The sequence below is a fragment of the Enterobacter vonholyi genome (assembly GCF_008364555.1).
Lineage (GTDB): Bacteria > Pseudomonadota > Gammaproteobacteria > Enterobacterales > Enterobacteriaceae > Enterobacter > Enterobacter vonholyi.
The window spans coordinates 171,595-190,125 of record NZ_VTUC01000038.1; the positions used below are offsets into that span (position 1 = coordinate 171,595).

The 18,531-nt window shown below is 55.0% G+C and carries 16 protein-coding genes and 1 pseudogene; 2 read left to right on the forward strand and 15 right to left on the reverse strand.

Going from position 1 to position 18,531, the window contains the following annotated elements:
- Positions 1–10 precede the first annotated feature (10 nt).
- The 8 genes and pseudogenes from carA to F0319_RS22455 form a co-directional block, all read right to left on the reverse strand.
- Positions 11–1,159: a glutamine-hydrolyzing carbamoyl-phosphate synthase small subunit gene (carA, locus tag F0319_RS21430; protein WP_010427050.1), complete on the reverse strand. Its 1,149-nt coding sequence runs from the start codon at positions 1,157–1,159 to the stop codon at positions 11–13.
- A 457-nt stretch (positions 1,160–1,616) separates the two neighbouring features.
- Positions 1,617–2,435: a 4-hydroxy-tetrahydrodipicolinate reductase gene (gene dapB / locus F0319_RS21435; RefSeq protein ID WP_149367731.1), complete on the reverse strand. Its 819-nt coding sequence runs from the start codon at positions 2,433–2,435 to the stop codon at positions 1,617–1,619.
- Positions 2,436–2,640: 205 nt separating this feature from the next.
- Positions 2,641–3,591, reverse strand: a complete 951-nt coding sequence (gene ispH / locus F0319_RS21440) for a 4-hydroxy-3-methylbut-2-enyl diphosphate reductase (protein WP_115876464.1) — start codon at positions 3,589–3,591, stop codon at positions 2,641–2,643.
- 1 nt (position 3,592) lies between these two features.
- Positions 3,593–4,042, reverse strand: coding sequence for an FKBP-type peptidyl-prolyl cis-trans isomerase (fkpB, locus tag F0319_RS21445; RefSeq protein WP_149367732.1), 450 nt, complete (start codon positions 4,040–4,042; stop codon positions 3,593–3,595).
- A gap of 52 nt (positions 4,043–4,094) precedes the next feature.
- Entirely contained in the window at positions 4,095–4,595 is a 501-nt protein-coding gene (lspA, locus tag F0319_RS21450; RefSeq protein ID WP_033144602.1) for a signal peptidase II, read from the reverse strand.
- Positions 4,595–7,411: an isoleucine--tRNA ligase gene (ileS, locus tag F0319_RS21455; protein WP_149367733.1), complete on the reverse strand. Its 2,817-nt coding sequence runs from the start codon at positions 7,409–7,411 to the stop codon at positions 4,595–4,597. The genes lspA and ileS overlap by 1 nt, the downstream gene beginning before the upstream one ends.
- A gap of 45 nt (positions 7,412–7,456) precedes the next feature.
- Entirely contained in the window at positions 7,457–8,383 is a 927-nt protein-coding gene (ribF, locus tag F0319_RS21460; RefSeq protein ID WP_032644021.1) for a bifunctional riboflavin kinase/FAD synthetase, read from the reverse strand.
- A 7-nt stretch (positions 8,384–8,390) separates the two neighbouring features.
- Positions 8,391–8,609 (reverse strand): annotated as a pseudogene (locus tag F0319_RS22455) (DUF2575 domain-containing protein).
- 101 nt (positions 8,610–8,710) lie between these two features.
- On the opposite strand from F0319_RS22455, the gene rpsT reads away from it, so the two are divergent.
- Positions 8,711–8,974 (forward strand): 30S ribosomal protein S20, encoded by a 264-nt coding sequence (gene rpsT, locus F0319_RS21470; RefSeq protein WP_003856458.1) that lies wholly within the window; start codon positions 8,711–8,713, stop codon positions 8,972–8,974.
- Between the two features lie 57 nt (positions 8,975–9,031).
- On the opposite strand, the gene nhaR is transcribed toward rpsT, so the two are convergent.
- The 4 genes from nhaR to dnaK form a co-directional block, all read right to left on the reverse strand.
- Positions 9,032–9,931 carry a transcriptional activator NhaR gene (gene nhaR, locus F0319_RS21475; protein WP_032660752.1) on the reverse strand — a complete coding sequence of 300 codons (900 nt, stop codon included), beginning with the start codon at positions 9,929–9,931 and terminating at the stop codon, positions 9,032–9,034.
- Positions 9,932–9,990: 59 nt separating this feature from the next.
- Positions 9,991–11,166 carry a Na+/H+ antiporter NhaA gene (gene nhaA, locus F0319_RS21480; RefSeq protein ID WP_149367734.1) on the reverse strand — a complete coding sequence of 392 codons (1,176 nt, stop codon included), beginning with the start codon at positions 11,164–11,166 and terminating at the stop codon, positions 9,991–9,993.
- A gap of 172 nt (positions 11,167–11,338) precedes the next feature.
- Positions 11,339–12,484, reverse strand: coding sequence for a molecular chaperone DnaJ (dnaJ, locus tag F0319_RS21485; RefSeq protein ID WP_014830600.1), 1,146 nt, complete (start codon positions 12,482–12,484; stop codon positions 11,339–11,341).
- An 87-nt stretch (positions 12,485–12,571) separates the two neighbouring features.
- Entirely contained in the window at positions 12,572–14,485 is a 1,914-nt protein-coding gene (gene dnaK / locus F0319_RS21490) for a molecular chaperone DnaK (RefSeq protein ID WP_008502041.1), read from the reverse strand.
- A gap of 296 nt (positions 14,486–14,781) precedes the next feature.
- On the opposite strand from dnaK, the gene satP reads away from it, so the two are divergent.
- The gene (satP, locus tag F0319_RS21495; RefSeq protein WP_032644017.1) at positions 14,782–15,348 is read left to right on the forward strand and encodes an acetate uptake transporter; all 567 of its coding nucleotides are present in this window, start codon (positions 14,782–14,784) and stop codon (positions 15,346–15,348) included.
- Here the strand turns inward: satP and F0319_RS21500 are convergent.
- The 3 genes from F0319_RS21500 to tal form a co-directional block, all read right to left on the reverse strand.
- A complete protein-coding gene (locus F0319_RS21500; RefSeq protein ID WP_149367735.1) occupies positions 15,325–16,647 on the reverse strand; it encodes an MFS transporter in 1,323 nt (440 codons plus the stop codon). The two genes, satP and F0319_RS21500, sit on opposite strands and share 24 nt — an antisense overlap.
- Positions 16,648–16,769: 122 nt before the next feature.
- A complete protein-coding gene (gene mog / locus F0319_RS21505) occupies positions 16,770–17,357 on the reverse strand; it encodes a molybdopterin adenylyltransferase (RefSeq protein WP_111964074.1) in 588 nt (195 codons plus the stop codon).
- A 110-nt stretch (positions 17,358–17,467) separates the two neighbouring features.
- The gene (gene tal, locus F0319_RS21510) at positions 17,468–18,421 is read right to left on the reverse strand and encodes a transaldolase (protein ID WP_023310342.1); all 954 of its coding nucleotides are present in this window, start codon (positions 18,419–18,421) and stop codon (positions 17,468–17,470) included.
- Positions 18,422–18,531: the final 110 nt, after the last annotated feature.

Genomic DNA, 18,531 nt, shown 5'->3' on the forward strand with positions numbered 1-18,531 from the left:
CGGCTCCTGATTATTTAGCTGTCTTACGGTATTGCTCGATAAGTTCGATGAAGTGATCGAACAGCGGCGCGGCGTCGTGTGGGCCCGGGCTGGCTTCAGGGTGGCCCTGGAAGCTGAATGCTGGCTTATCGGTACGGTGGATACCCTGCAGGGTGCCATCGAACAGCGACTTATGGGTCACGCGCAGGTTAGCCGGCATTGAGGCTTCGTCGACGGCAAAGCCGTGGTTCTGCGCGGTGATCATCACCGTGTTGTTATCGATGTCTTTCACCGGGTGGTTACCACCGTGGTGGCCGAACTTCATCTTAACGGTGTTCGCACCGCTCGCCAGCGCCAGCAGCTGATGGCCGAGGCAGATGCCGAATACCGGGATGTCGGTTTCCAGGAAGGACTTGATGGCGGCGATGGCGTAATCACACGGCGCCGGGTCGCCAGGACCGTTGGACAGGAAAATACCGTCCGGATTCATCTTCAGCACGTCTTCGGCAGACGTTTGTGCAGGAACCACCGTCAGGCGGCAGCCGCGGTCAACCAGCATGCGCAGGATGTTGCGCTTGGCGCCGAAATCGTAGGCCACCACGTGGAACGGCAGCTCGCTCTCTTTTTTCGCTTCCGGCAGGTCGCCTTCCAGCGTCCAGCTACCCTGAGTCCAGCTGTAGGCTTCAGCAGTAGTCACTTCTTTCGCCAGGTCCATGCCGTTCAGGCCAGGGAAGGCTTTCGCTTTTTCAAGCGCCAGCGTCGCATCGAGGTTATCACCCGCGATGATACAGCCGTTCTGTGCACCCTTCTCGCGCAGCAGACGCGTTAGCTTACGGGTATCGATATCGGCAATCGCCACGATGTTATGGCGCTTCAGGTAAGAAGAAAGATCTTCGGTATTGCGGAAGTTGCTGGCTATCAGCGGCAGGTCGCGGATGACCAGGCCTTGCGCATGTACCTGAGAGGATTCTTCGTCAGCCGCATTGGTGCCGACATTGCCGATATGAGGATAAGTAAGAGTAACGATTTGGCGAGAATAGGAAGGATCAGTGAGGATTTCTTGATAACCGGTCATTGAAGTATTGAAAACGACTTCCCCAACCGCCGAACCCGTTGCCCCTATGGCCCGACCGATAAACTGGGTTCCGTCTTCCAGAACCAATAGCGCTGACTTAATCAAAACACCCTCCAGAGAATATTCACTCACTTTATTTGCATATTAATTCATAACCATGTCATGAATCAATGCAAATGTGTTGCCAGCGGATTTTTGGCAAACGGCGGCATTCTGGAGATTTGGTGGGTAAAAGTCAACTTAAAACGGATATTTTGTTTAGTGTTTTGCAGCCCTAGCGAGAGTAATGCGGCTTAAGCGACAAAAAGATCAGGTAAATCACTGCGGAAAACGCTTGCGCGCCTGGTTTAATAAAAAATGTCGTGTTGGAGCATGAAAAAGTGGACCGGATGGTCAAAATTTACATTTCAGTAACGTTAAAACGCTACAAGATAAAGAAATTTAGAGGCTTAATTAAAAATAGCGCATGAAGCAGATAAAATAAAAGGGCAATAAAATATTGCCCTATGCAATCAAACAATTACGACTGCAATAACCACATCACGATGGGTAATAATGCTTACTAATTGTTGAGATCGAGCACATCTCGCATATCAAAAAGACCGTTTTTCTTACTTTTAAGCCACAAAGCGGAACGTACGGCGCCGTTGGCGAACGTCATTCGGCTTGAGGCTTTATGCGTAATTTCGACACGTTCGCCAATATCGGCGAACATCGCCGTGTGTTCGCCGACGATGTCACCCGCTCGCACGGTTGCGAAACCAATGGTGCCAGGCACGCGTTCGCCGGTGTAACCTTCGCGGGTATAGACCGCGCAGTCTTTTAAATCTTTATCAAGTGCATGAGCAATCGCTTCGCCCATCGCCAGCGCCGTGCCAGATGGCGCATCAACCTTGTAACGGTGGTGAGCTTCTACAATCTCGATATCGGTATAATTGCCCATCACCTTCGCGGCCTTCTCCAGCAGCTTCAGCATGACGTTAACGCCCACGCTGAAGTTTGCCGCGAAGACAATCGCAATCTCTTTTGATGCATCCTGGATAGCCTGCTTGCCCGCATCGTCAAAACCGGTGGTGCCGATCACCATCCCCTTGCCGTGCTGACGACAAAACGCCAGATGCGCGAGCGTCCCTTCCGGGCGGGTAAAATCGATGAATACATCGAAGTCCTCTTTTACCGCTTCCAGACTGCTTTGCACGGTAACGCCCGTGTGGCCAGCGCCCGCCAGCTCACCGGCATCGGTCCCCAGAAGCGAAGAACCTTCTCGCTCCAGTGCCGCGCCAAGCGCTACGCCATCCATCTGAAGTGCCGCCTGAATAAGCTGACGGCCCATACGTCCACCCGCGCCCGCAATGGCGACACGGATCTGTGCATCATGCATAGTTATTCTCTTACGTTAAAATGATGTAAACCGTTTTCAGATTAACCAGCCTTGAGAAGCACTGCCAACTGAAAACACCGATAATTAGAATTTAACGTGAAACCGACTTAAATATCAGTAAAAGACATGATTTTGTCGTCACGATAAAGTAACGGGTAAAAAAAAGGCCAGCACAGGAGGTGCTGGCCTTTCATCAGAAAAAGGACTATTCAACTTCGCGGGCGTCGATGCGCAGTTCTTTCGGGACCTCGAAAACGATGTTCTCTTCACGTCCTTCCAGCGGCACCGCTTCGCCACCGCCCAGCTCCTGCAGACGGGAAATGACGTTCTGAACCAGAATATCTGGCGCAGACGCCCCGGCCGTCACGCCGACACAGGCCGCGTCTTTAACCCACGCTTCCTGAATATCCGACGCGTCATCAATCAGGAAAGCCATTTTCCCCATGCGCTGCGCCAGTTCGGCCAGACGGTTGGAGTTAGATGAGTTTTTGGAGCCGACCACGAGCACCACATCCGCCTGTTCAGCCAGCGCGCGCACCGCTTCCTGACGGTTAGTGGTTGCGTAGCAGATATCATCCTTACGCGGGCCGACGATTTTCGGGAAGCGCTGACGCAGGGCGTCAATCACGTCTGAGGTATCGTCTACGGAGAGCGTCGTCTGGGTCATAAACGACAGACGCGCTTCGTTTTTCACGTTCAGCGTAAGGACATCTTCAGGCGACTCAACCAGATACATCCCCCCTTCCGGGTTGCTGTACTGGCCCATGGTGCCTTCGACTTCCGGATGACCGGCATGGCCAATCAAAATCGACTCTTCACCACGACGGCTGGCGCGCGCCACTTCCATATGCACTTTTGTCACCAGCGGACAGGTAGCATCGAATACGGTCAGATCGCGGCTTTTTGCTTCGTTACGGACCGCCTGCGAGACACCGTGCGCGGAGAAGATCAGAATCGCACCGTCCGGTACTTCGCTGATCTGCTCAATAAAAATTGCGCCGCGCTCGCGCAGGCTGTCGACCACATAGCGGTTATGCACCACTTCGTGACGCACATAAATCGGCGCGCCGTAAATCTCCAGCGCGTTTTCAACAATGCTGATAGCGCGGTCTACACCGGCGCAGAAGCCGCGCGGGTTAGCCAACAGGATCTGCATTTCAGGCCTCCAGCGCAGGATCGATTTCCAGCACTTCAACATCAAAATGAACGGTACGCCCGGCAAGCGGATGGTTGAAGTCAACGGTAATAGAGTCGCCGTTGATTTCGCGGATCACGCCAGGCATTTCGCTGCCGTCCATAGCGGTAAAGAGCATAATCGCGCCGATTTCCGGTTCACCTGCGTCCATAAACTCGCGGCGCGAGAAATACTGGATCAGATCCGGGCTCGGCACGCCAAACGCGGCATCCGGCTCCAGCGAAAAGGCTTTTTTCTCACCCTCTTTCAGACCGAGAAGCTGCTGCTCAAGACCTTCAGACAGGGAGGTATCACCAAGACGAAACAGGGCCGGTTTGCCGTTGTTGCGGCTGGATTCGGCCGTAGAGCCGTCATCCAGCTTCAGCGTGAAGTGAACGAGAACCGCGCTGTTGCTCTGTACGGATTTAGACATGCAAATTGCTCGCTTGTTTTGCCCGGTGGCATTACACCACCGGGCGAGTGTGTTACGCCTGCTCTTTCGCAGCCGGTTTAGGCAAGAAGCCTTCCAGCACGATTAACGCCGCACCGATACAAATTGCCGTATCGGCCAGGTTAAAGGTCGCGAAATGCCAGTCGCCGACGTAAAAGTCAATCATATCGACCACAAAGCCGTGCCACAGGCGGTCAAACAGGTTGCCCAGCGCGCCGCCAATGATTAGCGCGTAGGCGATGTTATTCAGCTTTTGCGTGGCCTTCGAGCGGTACATCAGCACCGCCAGGATCACGCAGATACCCAGAGCGATACCTGCAAAGAACCAGCGCTGCCAGCCACCGCTGTCGGCAAGGAAACTAAACGCTGCGCCGTAGTTACGCGCATAGTGCAGGTTAAGCGACGGGAACAGCGGGACCGTCTCCCCCAGAGCAAAATTCTGGAGGATCAGGAATTTGCTGCCCAGATCGATAATCAGCACCACCACAACCAGCCACAGCCAGCGCAGTCCTGTTGAACAGAGAGTTTTACTCATCAGGCAAACTTACGTTTTTCGCCGTCACCGGCGACGTTGCTTACACAGCGTCCGCAGATGTCTGCGTGTTCCGCCACCTGACCGACATCGGTGGTGTAATGCCAGCAACGCGGGCATTTCTCACCGTCGGCTTTGCTCAGCGCGACTTTCAGTCCTTTGAGCAGTTCGCTCTGCTGAGCATCAGCAGAAGCCTCGGCATAATCCGCAACTTTCGCACCGGAGGTCAACAGGACAAATCGTAATTCATCGCCCAGCGCGATCAGCTTCGCCGCCAGCTCCGGTTCGGCGTACAGCGTGACTGCCGCTTCCAGAGAGCCGCCGACTTTCTTGTCTGCGCGCGCCTGCTCGATAACCTTGTTCACTTCGCCACGCACTTTCAGCAGCTCGTCCCAGAAGGCATCGTTCATCGCTTCGGTGCTGGAGAGATCGAACAGACCTTCGTACCACTCACCCGTGAAGACATACTTATCACGGTCACCCGGCAGATAGCCCCAGATTTCATCCGCGGTGAAGGACATGATCGGCGCCATCCAGCGTACCAGCGCTTCTGCGATGTGGAACAGCGCGGTCTGGCAGCTACGACGCGCCACGCTGTCCGCTTTCGCGGTGTACTGGCGGTCTTTGATGATGTCGAGGTAGAACGAGCCCATCTCGATGGAGCAGAAGCGCATCAGGCGCTGCACCACTTCATGGAAGTCGTAAGACTCATAGGCTTTCAGGATATCGTCCTGCGCCGCTTTCGCGCAGCCTACCGCCCAGCGGTCCAGCACCACCATCTCTTCCGGTTTCACCATGTCTTTTGCCGGATCGAACCCGTTCAGGTTCGCCAGCAGGAAGCGCGCGGTGTTACGGATACGACGATAGCTGTCGGCAGCACGCTTCAGGATCTCGTCAGACACCGCCATTTCGCCGGTGTAGTCGGTCGAAGCCACCCACAGACGCAGGATGTCTGCGCCGAGCTTGTTCATCACATCCTGCGGAGAAACGGTGTTACCGATGGACTTGGACATCTTACGGCCCTGTCCATCCACGGTGAAGCCGTGAGTCAGTACCTGACGGTAAGGTGCTTTACCCTTCATGGCGGTGGAGATCATCAGAGATGACATGAACCAGCCGCGGTGTTGGTCCGACCCTTCCAGATACATATCGGCAGCGTGACCGGCGAATTCCGGACGCACGTCAACCACGGAGGAGTGGGTAGACCCGGAGTCGAACCACACGTCCAGGGTATCCGGCACTTTCTCGTAGTTATCTGCATCAGCGCCCAGGATGTCGCGGGCGTCGAGATCCCACCACGCCTGAATGCCGTCAACTTCGACGCGCTTCGCCACTTCTTCCATCAGTTCCAGGGTGTTCGGGTGCAGCTCCTGCGTCTCTTTGTGCACGAACAGAGACATCGGTACACCCCAGGTACGCTGACGGGAGATACACCAGTCAGGACGGTTAGCTACCATGGATTCGATACGCGCCTGGCCCCAGTCAGGGATCCACTGCACGCCTTTGATCTCTTTCAGAGACTGCTCGCGCAGGCCTTTCTGATCCATGCTGACGAACCACTGTGGGGTCGCACGGAAGATGATCGGGGTCTTGTGACGCCAGCAGCACGGATAGCTGTGCTGCATTTTTTCTACGTGCAGCAGCGCGCCGCTGGTACGCAGCATGTCGACGATAATGTCGTTCGCTTTGAAGACGTTGATACCATCCAGCGCCGGGTAGGTGCCAGGCAGATAAGAACCGTCCGGGCCGACCGGGTTAGCGATTTCCAGACCGTACTTCAGGCTGATGTTGTAGTCGTCAGGACCGTGGCCACCGGCGGTATGCACCGCACCGGTACCCGCTTCCAGCGTCACGTGATCGCCCAGGATCGCCGGAACGTCGAAGTCCAGGAACGGGTGCTTGAAGCGCATCAGCTCCAGGGCGTCACCTTTCACGGTGCCCAGCACGGTGTAGTCACTGATATGCGCGCGCTTCAGCACGCTCTCAACCAGATCTTTCGCCAGGATAACCGCCTGACCGTCAATCTGCACCAGTGCGTATTCGAACTCACCGGACAGGGAGATCGCACGGTTGGCAGGCAGAGTCCACGGGGTGGTGGTCCAGATCACCAGAGAGATCGGGCCGTTTACCGAGGAGACGCCAAATTTAGCCTTCACCGCATCCTGATCGACGGCATGGAACGCCACGTCGATAGATGGGGAAGTTTTGTCGTAATACTCCACTTCCGCTTCTGCCAGCGCAGAGCGGCAGTCCACGCACCAGTGCACCGGCTTAGCGCCTTTGTGCAGGTGACCGTTACCGATGATTTTGCCCAGCGCACGGATGATGTTGGCTTCAGTTTTGAAATCCATGGTCAGGTACGGGTGCGACCAGTCGCCCAGCACGCCCAGACGGATGAAGTCAGCGCGCTGACCGTCGACCTGCGTGGCTGCATATTCGCGGCATTTCGCACGGAACTCGGCGGCGGTGAACTTCTCACCCGGCTTGCCGAACTCTTGCTCCACTTTCAGCTCGATTGGCAGACCGTGGCAGTCCCAGCCTGGAACGTAAGGCGAGTCATAGCCCGTGAGCCCTTTGGACTTCACGATAATGTCTTTCAGAATCTTGTTAACCGAGTGACCAATATGAATGCTGCCATTCGCATATGGAGGGCCATCATGCAGAATGAAGGTTTTTTTGCCTTTTTTGGCTGCACGAATGATGCCGTACAGGTCATCATCGGTCCAACGCGCCAGCATTCCCGGTTCGCGCTTGGCGAGATCGCCGCGCATCGGGAACCCTGTTTCCGGCAAATTCAGGGTTGATTTATAGTCACTCATCAGATTCTCGGTTCCGTATTTATCACGTAGGCAGTTAAGCCGGGTTCAAAGCCCAAAAAACTCGCGGGCCGTCAATTCATCTCGCGCAATTTGCGCTTTTAGTTCATCCAGCGAACCAAATCGCTGCTCGTTGCGTATTTTTTTACGCAGTATCACATCTATATGGCGACCATACAGGTCCATTACAACGTCCAGCAGGTGCACTTCTAACTGTTGACGCACACCCGCGACGGTCGGACGCGTGCCAATGTTGGCGACGCCGTAGAACGGCTTATCGCCCAGTCCTGCCACTTCCACCGCATAAACCCCTTTAACCGGGGAAACCTGACGACGCAGCGGTATATTCGCCGTCGGGAAGCCTATCGTGCGGCCCAGCGCATCGCCATGGACCACGCGGCCAGAGATAGTAAACGGATGCCCCAGCAGGGTTTCAGCCGTATCCAGTTCATCATCGGCCAATGCCCGGCGAACCGCCGTGCTGCTGACGCGCACGCCGCCTTCGCAGAAGGTCATCGCGCTGGTGACGTCAAATCCGTACTCCAGACCAGCCTTCTGTAATAGCAAGAAATCGCCCTGACGACCAGCGCCAAAGCGGAAATCATCGCCCACGGCGAGAAACTGCACGCCAAGGCGCTTAACCAGCAGGTCGCTGACGAAATTTTGTGCTGTCAGCGCGGCAAAGCGGCGATCGAAACGTACACACAATACATAGTCCACGCCGGACTCCGCCAGATAGCGCAACTTCTCGCGCAGGCGAGTGAGGCGGGCGGGAGATTTATCGCCCGCGAACAGCTCCAGCGGCTGCGGCTCGAAAATCATCACTACAACAGGCAGGCCGCGGGCCTCCCCTTCTTTACGCAATCCCTGCAACAGCGCCTGATGACCACGATGCACGCCGTCGAAATTACCAATAGTCAGCACGCACCCGTGCGGTGCGCTGCTGAGATTATGTATGCCGCGTATCAGCTTCATGTCTGGCTCAAAACAGTGAAAATCGCCAAAGTATACCTTGTACAGCGGTTAAGGTTAACCGGCGATTGTTCGCGCAAAACAGAAAGCCGTAATGATTTCATCAGGCTGACCTTTCGCAGCGAAAAAATCTGCTCGTGAACTGCGATTTTTATGCCGAAAGGCTGTATTCAGGGAAGACAAGCTGGTAGAATCCTGCGCCATCACTACGTAACGTAGCGTCGCTAATTAACGGCGCTTATTTGCACAAATCCATTGACAAAAGAAGGCAAAGAGGGCATATTCCTCGGCCTTTGAATTGTCCACATAGAACATATTTGGGAGTTGGACTTGGCTAATATCAAATCAGCTAAGAAACGTGCCGTTCAGTCTGAAAAGGCTCGTAAGCACAACGCAAGCCGTCGCTCTATGATGCGTACTTTCATCAAGAAAGTATACGCAGCAATCGAAGCAGGCGACAAAGCTGCAGCGCAGAACGCATTTAACGAAATGCAACCAATCGTGGATCGTCAGGCTGCTAAAGGTCTGATCCACAAAAACAAAGCAGCGCGTCATAAAGCAAACCTGACCGCGCAGATCAACAAACTGGCTTAATCGCTACTTGTTGTTGCTTGTTTAAAGAACCCGCTTAACGCGGGTTTTTTTATGCCTTTAGATTGCCGGTGGCGTAAACAGCGCCGAGTAGTCACGGTTACAGATTCGCTGCACCGCCGGGTGCTGAATCATCCTTTCGGCAAATATGGCGTGATACTCCTCCATCACGTTATCCACTCTGCCTATCTCCGTAATCTTATCGTCCGAATAGAGATCGTGCGCATACAGCGTCGGCGCAACGAAGATGGCGTTATGCGCTTCGCCAAAGGCTTTCATCAGCGCCGCATCGTCGAACTCACCGAGGATTTCTACCTTTAGCCCCTGCGAGTTAAACCAGTTCAGCAGCTTGCGTCCCAGCATTGAGCGTCTTCCCGGCACCAGCAAGCGGCGCTCTTCAAGGCACGCGGGGAACGGTTTTTCCGGCGGCGGATTAATGCACCAGAAGCTCACGCCGCATTCGCCAATTTTTACTGAGAACAGCCCTTCCTGCTGGGTGGAATCAATCGGACAATCCGAGATAATCATATCCAGCTTGTGCTGGCTCAGCTGTTCGAGCAGCATCTCGTGGGTGGATTCAAAGCAGCGCAGATGGATTTGCTCATCTTCCACCACCGCCGCATCCAGCACGCCGCTCACCAGCCGTTTGGACAGCGCATCCGCCACGCCCACGTCAAAGAGCAGGTTCGACTCTTTGCGGTAGTTGACAATATCCAGCATCTCCTGGCTCAGGGTGAACATCTTGTCCGCGTAGCGAAACACCAGCTCGCCCAGTTCGCTGGGTTCAATCCCACGCCCCTTACGCTTGAACAGCTTACCCTGCAAACGCTCTTCCAGCGCCTTGATTTGCCCGGTGATGGTTTGCGGCGTCAGATAGAGCGCCTCTGCCGCTCCTACCACCGAGCCCTGCTTATAGACGTGCCAGAAGTAGTACAGATGGTTGTAATTTAAATGAGACATCGCGTCTTCTCTCCCTGAGTGTGTATCGGGAGAAGGATCGCCCTCCTCCCGGTGTTCCGTTATGCCCGGACGGCCTGTCCGGACAATTTAATCTTCAGCAAGGTATAACCGATTACCGCGGCCAGTAATGACCCGATAAGAATGCCGAGTTTCGCCCAGACGATCAGCTCAGGCGCATGCGCGCCAAACGCAAGGGTCGAGATAAAGATCGACATCGTAAACCCGATTCCACACAGCACGCCGACGGCCATAATTTGACCAAAGGATGTGCCGTGCGGCAATGACGCCAGCTTCAGCTTCGTCGCCAGCCAGCAGAAGAGGCTAATGCCCAGCGGCTTACCGATAAACAGCCCGGCAATGATGCCCAGCGGCAGTACGGACGTCAGCCCGTCCAGCGTCACGCCGCCCAGCGAAACCCCCGCGTTGGCAAACGCAAACAGCGGCAGGATCATAAAGGCGACCCACGGATGCAGCACATGCTCCAGCTGTTTGGCAGGCGACTTGCCGTCCTGCGGCTTGAGCGGCACGAGGAAGCCGACGATCACACCTGCCAGCGTAGCGTGCACGCCCGATTTCAGCACCGCCGTCCACAGCACCATCCCCACCAGGATATAGATTCCAATACGGCGCACATTAAAGATGTTCAGCAGCGCCAGCACCGCAATTGCCCCAGCGGCCACGCTCAGGGACAGGATCGACAGATCGCTGGTGTAGAACAGCGCGATAATCACAATGGCGCCCAGGTCATCAATGATCGCCAGCGCCATCAGGAAGATTTTCAGGGCCACCGGCACGCGGCTTCCCAGCAATGCCAGCACCCCGAGGGCAAAGGCGATATCCGTCGCAGCCGGGATCGCCCAGCCGTGACGTGCAATCGGATCCTGCCAGGTGAATGCCAGGAAGAGCAGCGCTGGCACCACCATCCCACCGAGCGCGGCAATCACCGGAAACGCCGCGCGCTGGCGGCTGGCAAGCGAGCCCAGTACCAGCTCACGCTTGACCTCAAGCCCCACCAGCAGGAAGAACACCGCCATTAGCGCATCGTTGATCCACAGCAGCATGTTCTTGTTAATTTCCAGCGCCCCGACCTTCAGCTCAACGGGCGTTTCCAGAAATGCATGGTAGAGATCCTGCGTGATGCCAAGGTTAGCCAGCACCATCGCGGCCGCTGCGGCAATAATCAGGATCACGCCACCGGACGCCTCACTGCTAAAGAAACGGTGTAGTAATTTCATTTAAGTTCTCTCTTTTACAACAATACCTCGATAAAACCATAATACCAAGCCAAATAGCTCGGCAAAAACAGATTAATATTGAGTATAGATTCAGTTTAACCGAGCAATACCTACAAAAAGAAAAAGCCCGGAATCGCTTCCGGGCTTTTGCGGATGAAAACCAGCTGATCGATTAGCGGGTCAAATCATCGAAGAATTTTTTGACGCCATCGAAGAAGCTTTTGGAGCGCGGGCTGTTTTTCTCACCCGTCGGGCCACCGAAGCTCTCCTGCAACTCTTTCAGCAGCTGTTTCTGCTTGTCGTTCAGGCCAACCGGCGTTTCCACGACGACGCGGCAAAGCAGGTCGCCCTGCGCACCACCACGAACGGATTTAACGCCTTTCCCGCGCATGCGGAACAGCTTACCGGTCTGGGTCTCGCCCGGGATCTTCAGATTGACGCGACCATCCAGCGTCGGTACTTCGATTTCACCGCCCAGTGCCGCCATCGCAAAGTTGATCGGCACTTCGCAGTACAGGTTGTTCCCTTCACGCTCAAAGATAGCGTGCTGTTTCACCTGCACCTGGACGTACAGATCGCCTGCCGGTGCGCCGTGCTCGCCTGCTTCGCCCTCACCTGCCAGACGGATGCGGTCGCCCGTATCCACGCCGGCCGGGATCTTAACGGACAGGGTCTTGGTTTTCTCAACGCGACCGTGGCCGTGGCATTTGGTGCACGGATCTTTGATCAGCGTACCGCGACCGTGACAGTGCGGACAGGCCTGCTGCACCGCAAAGAAGCCCTGACGCATCTGTACCTGACCCGAACCGTGACAGGTTGGACAGGTTTGTGGCTGCGTACCCGCTTTCGCACCGCTGCCGTGGCAAACGTCACACTCTTCCAGCGTTGGAATACGGATCTCTTTGGTTACGCCGCGAACGGCCTCTTCCAGCGTCAGCTCCATGTTGTAGCGCAGGTCCGCGCCGCGCGCCGCGCGCTGACGACCGCGGCCGCCGCCAAAGATATCGCCGAACACATCGCCAAAGATATCGCTGAAGTCAGCGCCGCCGCCAAAGCCGCCACCGCCGAATCCACCGCCGCCCATGCCGCCCTGTTCAAAGGCTGCGTGACCGTACTGGTCATAGGCCGCACGTTTTTGTGCATCGGTCAGGACTTCGTAGGCTTCTTTGATCTCTTTAAATTTGGCTTCAGCCTCTTTGTCACCCTGGTTACGGTCCGGGTGGAATTTCATGGCCAGGCGCTTATACGCCTTTTTGATTTCACGCTCTTCCGCAGTTTTCGGAACGCCTAAAATCTCGTAATAGTCTTGCTTTGCCATTGGTTTTTTTAAGCCCCTTAACATGCGAGCACGGGCGTGGAGAGTTCTCCTACGCCCGTGCCGATTAATTACCCTGCATCAGGGCGATTATTTTTTATCTTTAACTTCTTCGAACTCAGCGTCGACAACATCGTCGTCTTTCGCGTTGTTCGCCGAAGCGTCAGCGCCCGCCTGCTGTTGAGCGTGCTGCTGCTGAGCGATTTCCATCAGCTTCTGAGAAGCCTGTGCCAGTTCCTGCATCTTCGCTTCAATGTCCGCTTTATCTTCACCTTTCAGTGAGGATTCCAGCGCACTCAGTGCAGCTTCGATAGCAGTCTTGTCTTCCGCTGGCAGTTTATCGCCTGCTTCTTCAACCTGCTTACGGGTGCTGTGCAGCAGATGGTCACCCTGGTTACGGGTCTGAACCAGCTCTTCGAACTTACGGTCGGATTCCGCGTTAGCTTCGGCATCGCGAACCATTTTTTCGATTTCAGCTTCGTTCAGGCCAGAAGATGCCTTGATGGTGATCTTCTGCTCTTTACCGCTGTTTTTGTCTTTCGCAGACACGTGCAGGATACCGTCAGCATCGATGTCGAAGGTGACTTCGATCTGCGGCATGCCGCGCGGTGCCGGGTTAATACCGTCCAGGTTGAACTGACCCAGAGATTTGTTATCCGCCGCACGCTTACGCTCACCCTGCAGCACATGGATGGTTACCGCAGACTGGTTGTCTTCAGCGGTAGAGAACACCTGGCTGTGCTTGGTTGGGATGGTGGTGTTTTTGTTGATGAGCGCAGTCATCACACCGCCCATGGTTTCGATACCCAGAGACAGCGGGGTAACGTCCAGCAGCAGTACGTCTTTAACTTCACCGGTCAGTACGCCACCCTGAACCGCAGCACCGATAGCCACTGCTTCGTCCGGGTTAACGTCTTTACGTGGCTCTTTACCAAAGAACTCAGCCACTTTCTTCTGCACCATTGGCATACGGGTCTGGCCACCAACGAGGATAACGTCGTTGATATCAGACACGGACAGGCCAGCGTCCTGCAGAGCAACTTTCAGCGGTTCGATAGAACGGTTCACCAGGTCTTCTACCAGGCTTTCCAGTTTCGCACGGGTCACTTTGATGTTCATGTGTTTAGGACCGGTCGCGTCTGCAGTGATGTACGGCAGGTTAACGTCGGTCTGCTGAGCAGAAGACAGCTCGATCTTCGCTTTCTCAGCGGCTTCTTTCAGGCGCTGCATAGCCAGCGGGTCGTTACGCAGGTCAATGCCCTGATCTTTCTTGAACTCGTCAACGAGGTAGTTGATCAGACGGGTATCGAAGTCTTCACCACCCAGGTGGGTATCACCGTTGGTTGCCAGAACTTCGAAGGTTTTTTCGCCGTCAACTTCGTCGATTTCGATAATAGAGATATCGAAGGTACCACCACCCAGGTCGTAAACCGCGATAGTACGGTTGCCGACTTCTTTATCCAGACCGTAAGCCAGTGCAGCCGCGGTTGGTTCGTTGATGATACGTTTTACTTCCAGACCTGCGATACGGCCAGCATCTTTGGTTGCCTGACGCTGAGCATCGTTGAAGTAGGCAGGTACGGTGATAACAGCTTCAGTTACCGGCTCACCCAGGTAATCTTCCGCGGTTTTCTTCATTTTTTTCAGCACTTCAGCAGAAATCTGCGGTGGTGCAGTTTTGGTGCCTTTCACATCAAGCCATGCATCACCGTTATCTGCCGCGATGATTTTGTAAGGCATGATGGAAACGTCACGCTGAACTTCTTCGTCCTGGAAGCGGCGACCGATCAGGCGTTTAATCGCAAACAGGGTGTTTTGCGGGTTTGTCACTGCCTGACGTTTAGCCGGCTGACCAACCAGAGTTTCACCATCCTGGGTATAAGCAATGATAGAAGGCGTGGTGCGATCGCCCTCGGCGTTCTCCAGCACGCGTGCAGTAGTGCCATCCATAATCGCTACACAAGAGTTGGTAGTACCCAGGTCGATACCAATAATTTTACCCATCTAAACGTCTCCACTAAAAATTCAGTCAACATGTGGTTGTGTACCTGTAATAAGGGCAGAACGTGCTTTTTCAACTGCCCAGATTTGATTTTTTTCAGGTCCACACACTGCGGTTGACTACAAGATGGGGTCGCGACGGCATCCATCAAGGGGCAAGCATAAAAAAAATTTTAATTTCACCCTGATGAGATCATAGACGCCATTGATTGCGCCCATTATGATGCCGCGCCCAGTCAGGGAGAACTGACGCGGGTTTAACCATTTCACCATATTAATGATGATTTTTTTGAGGACTTATGGGCAACACTAAGTTGGCTAATCCGGCTCCGCTGGGCCTGATGGGTTTTGGCATGACCACTATTCTGCTGAACCTGCACAATATCGGGATGTTCCCGATGGATGGCATCATCCTGGCGATGGGCATTTTTTACGGCGGTATCGCACAAATCTTCGCGGGCCTGCTGGAATATAAGAAAGGCAATACCTTCGGCTTAACCGCCTTCACCTCTTACGGTTCTTTCTGGCTGACCCTGGTTGCCATTCTGCTGCTGCCTAAAATGGGCATGGCAGACGCCGCAAACGCCCACTTCCTGGGCGTTTACCTGGGTCTGTGGGGCGTTTTCACCCTGTTTATGTTCTTCGGTACCCTGAAGGGCAACCGTATGCTGCAGTTCGTTTTCCTGAGCCTGACCGTCCTGTTCGCCCTGCTGGCGATCGGTCACCTGGTGGATAACGAAGGCATCGTTCATGTTGCAGGCTGGATTGGTCTGGTTTGCGGCGCAAGCGCTATCTACCTTGCAATGGGTGAAGTGCTGAACGAGCAGTTTGAACGCACCGTTTTACCGATTGGTGAAAAACACTGATCCTTCTGTCGTGTCCGCCTCGCGGGCACGACATCCCCGCTTCTGCCCCAGCCAAATCCCTAATCCCAGCCCCATCACCGACAGCGACAGCACGTACCAGGCCGGAGCCATGGGAGACACGCCCATCAACACCGTCACCGCAATCGGCGTCAGCCCACCGAAAATGGCATACGACACGTTGTAGGAAAAAGAAATCCCGGTGAAGCGTACCTCTGGCGGGAACGCGCGCACCATCACGTACGGTACAGCCCCGACAACGCCCACGCACAGGCCTACCACGCCGTACAGCAGGAACAGCTGTTCAGGATGGCTGCCAGCCAGATGGTAAAACGCCCAGCTTGATGCGGCCAGTAACAGGCTCCCGACAACAAAGGTAACGCTGGCACCGAAACGATCCGCCGCCAGCCCGGCGGCAAGACAGCCAAAGCAGAGCATGATTGTCGCGATACTGTTCGCCTGTAACGTCACGGCAGGAGCGAAACCGTACTGCTTTTGCAGCCACACCGGGGACATCAATATCACCACCACGATGCCCGCCGAGAGCAGCCAGGTAAGCAGCATCGACACTACTACCGCTTTTTTATGGCGTACCACGACCGCCTTCACCGGCAGCTCCTGCGCCAGCGCCTTGCGCTGCTGCATTTCGAGGAAAATCGGGGTCTCCTGCAGCCAGCGACGCAGGTACATCGCGACCAGGCCAAACGCTCCGCCCAGCAGGAATGGAATACGCCAGCCCCAGTCGTGCACGGCCTGCTGCGTCATGCTGGTATTAACGATCGTTGCGACGACGGACCCGAGCAAAATCCCTACCGTTAAGCCCGCGGTTAAGGTTCCGCAGGCGATACCAATACGGCGCGCCGGAACATGTTCCGCGACAAACACCCACGCGCCCGGCACTTCACCGCCAATCGCCGCGCCCTGAAGAACGCGCATCAGCAACAGCAGCAACGGCGCAAGGATACCCATCGAGGCATAGGTGGGCAGCAGACCAATGGCCAGCGTCGGCACGGCCATCAGCAGGATGCTAAGGGTAAACATCTTCTTACGCCCGACCAGATCGCCAAAGTGGGCCATGATGATGCCGCCCAGCGGACGCGCCAGATACCCGGCGGCAAAAATGCCGAAGGTTTGCACCTGACGCAGCCATTCCGGAATATCCGCCGGGAAGAAGAGCTCTCCCACCACGGCGGCGAAGAAGACGAAGATAATGAAGTCGTAAAACTCCAGCGCGCCGCCTAAGGCCGCAAGCGTGAGGGTTTTGTAATCCTGTCGATTCAGAGGTCGGGTGTTATGTGACATAGCGAACCATTATGCGTGTATTGTAGAATTATTTTTACAGCAATCGTAAAGAAAAAATTACTATACCGTAAAACCTTGCCCACGCTATCGCCGCTTCAGCTTATGTCACATATTGATTAATTTCAGGAGATTGTTTCGCGACGCGCGTTTTTAGGACGAAAAGCTGCTACCACTTTCTCATCTGTTTCGACATACGGGCCGTCAAGCAGCTGTATACAATACGGTACACTTGCAAAGATACCGTGAACGATGACGCTGCCGTCTTCCGCTTTAAGCCCTTCCAGGGTCTCTTTGATCGACTTCGGCTGACCCGGCAGGTTCAGAATCAACGCCTGCTTGCGGATCACCCCCACCTGGCGGGAAAGAATGGCCGTCGGAACAAAGTGTAGACCGATCTGGCGCATCTGTTCACCGAAGCCCGGCATTTCGCGATCGGCGATAGCCAGCGTCGCGTCCGGCGTCACGTCACGGCGCGCGGGGCCGGTTCCGCCCGTCGTCAGAACAAGATGGCAGCTCATCTCATCCACCAGCTCGCAGAGCGTCTGCTCGATGATCGGCTGTTCGTCAGGAATCAGGCGGGTTTGAATCTCAAAGGGAGTGGTCAGCGCGCTGCTCAACCATTCTTCCAGAGCGGGGATGCCTTTATCCTGGTAAACACCGCTGGAGGCGCGGTCAGAAATCGACACTAAGCCGATGCGTAAGGTATTCATATCCATTCCATTCAAAGAGTACTGATTAAAGGGAATGATACACGCAGAGAGGAGATTCAGACAGGGGACGAAAGAAGTCGCGTGACCGGGAGCCCGGTCACGCAGAATGATTACAGCAGGTCGCCGATCATTTTTTCCAGTTTGCCCTGGTCAACAGCAAACTTACGGATACCGTCCGCCAGCTTGTCTACCGCCATTGGATCCTGGTTGTGCTGCCACAGGAACTCGGATTCAGTGATGCGCTCTGGACGTGCTTTCACTTCACCGGTGTAAGACAGTTTACGCTCAATGGTACCTTCACTTTCTGCCAGCTCTTTCAGCAGTGCAGGAGCGATGGTCAGGCGGTCACAGCCAGCCAGCTCGATGATTTCACCGACGTTACGGAAGCTTGCGCCCATAACCACAGTCTCATAACCGTGCTGTTTGTAGTATTCGTAGATTTCAGTAACAGAAACCACGCCTGGATCCTCAGCCGGTGCATACTCTTTCTTATCAGTGTTGGCTTTGTACCAGTCCAGAATACGGCCCACGAACGGAGAAATCAGGTATACGCCCGCTTCTGCACAAGCACGCGCCTGCGCGAAGGAGAACAGCAGGGTCAGGTTACAGTTGATACCGTCTTTTTCCAGCTGCTCTGCCGCGCGAATACCCTGCCAGGTGGAAGCCAGTTTGATCAGGATACGGTCGTTGCTGATGCCCGCGTCGTTGTACATTTTGATCAGACGTTTCGCTTTCGCGATAGACGCTTCGGTGTCGTAGGAGAGACGCGCATCCACTTCGGTAGAGATACGGCCAGGAACCAGTTTCAGGATTTCCAGACCGATGTTCACTGCCAGTTTGTCGGTGGCATCCACAACCTGCTGCGCGCGGTCGTTGCTCTGTGCTTTCGCCCAGGTCACTGCGTCGTCAATCAGTTTGCGATACTCAGGGATCTGTGCGGCGTTAAGGATCAGAGAAGGGTTAGTTGTGGCATCCTGCGGCTGGTACAGCTTCATTGCCGCGATATCTCCGGTGTCAGCTACGACAGTGGTGAACTGACGAAGGGAGGTCAATTTATCCGTCATGATAGTGTTTCTCTTTTAACGTGCCCTGGATAATTCACGCTACCGACAGCATGCCTGCAGCGGAAAAATGACAGGTTTACTTGTTAGGGGGATGTAACCGGTCTGCCCTG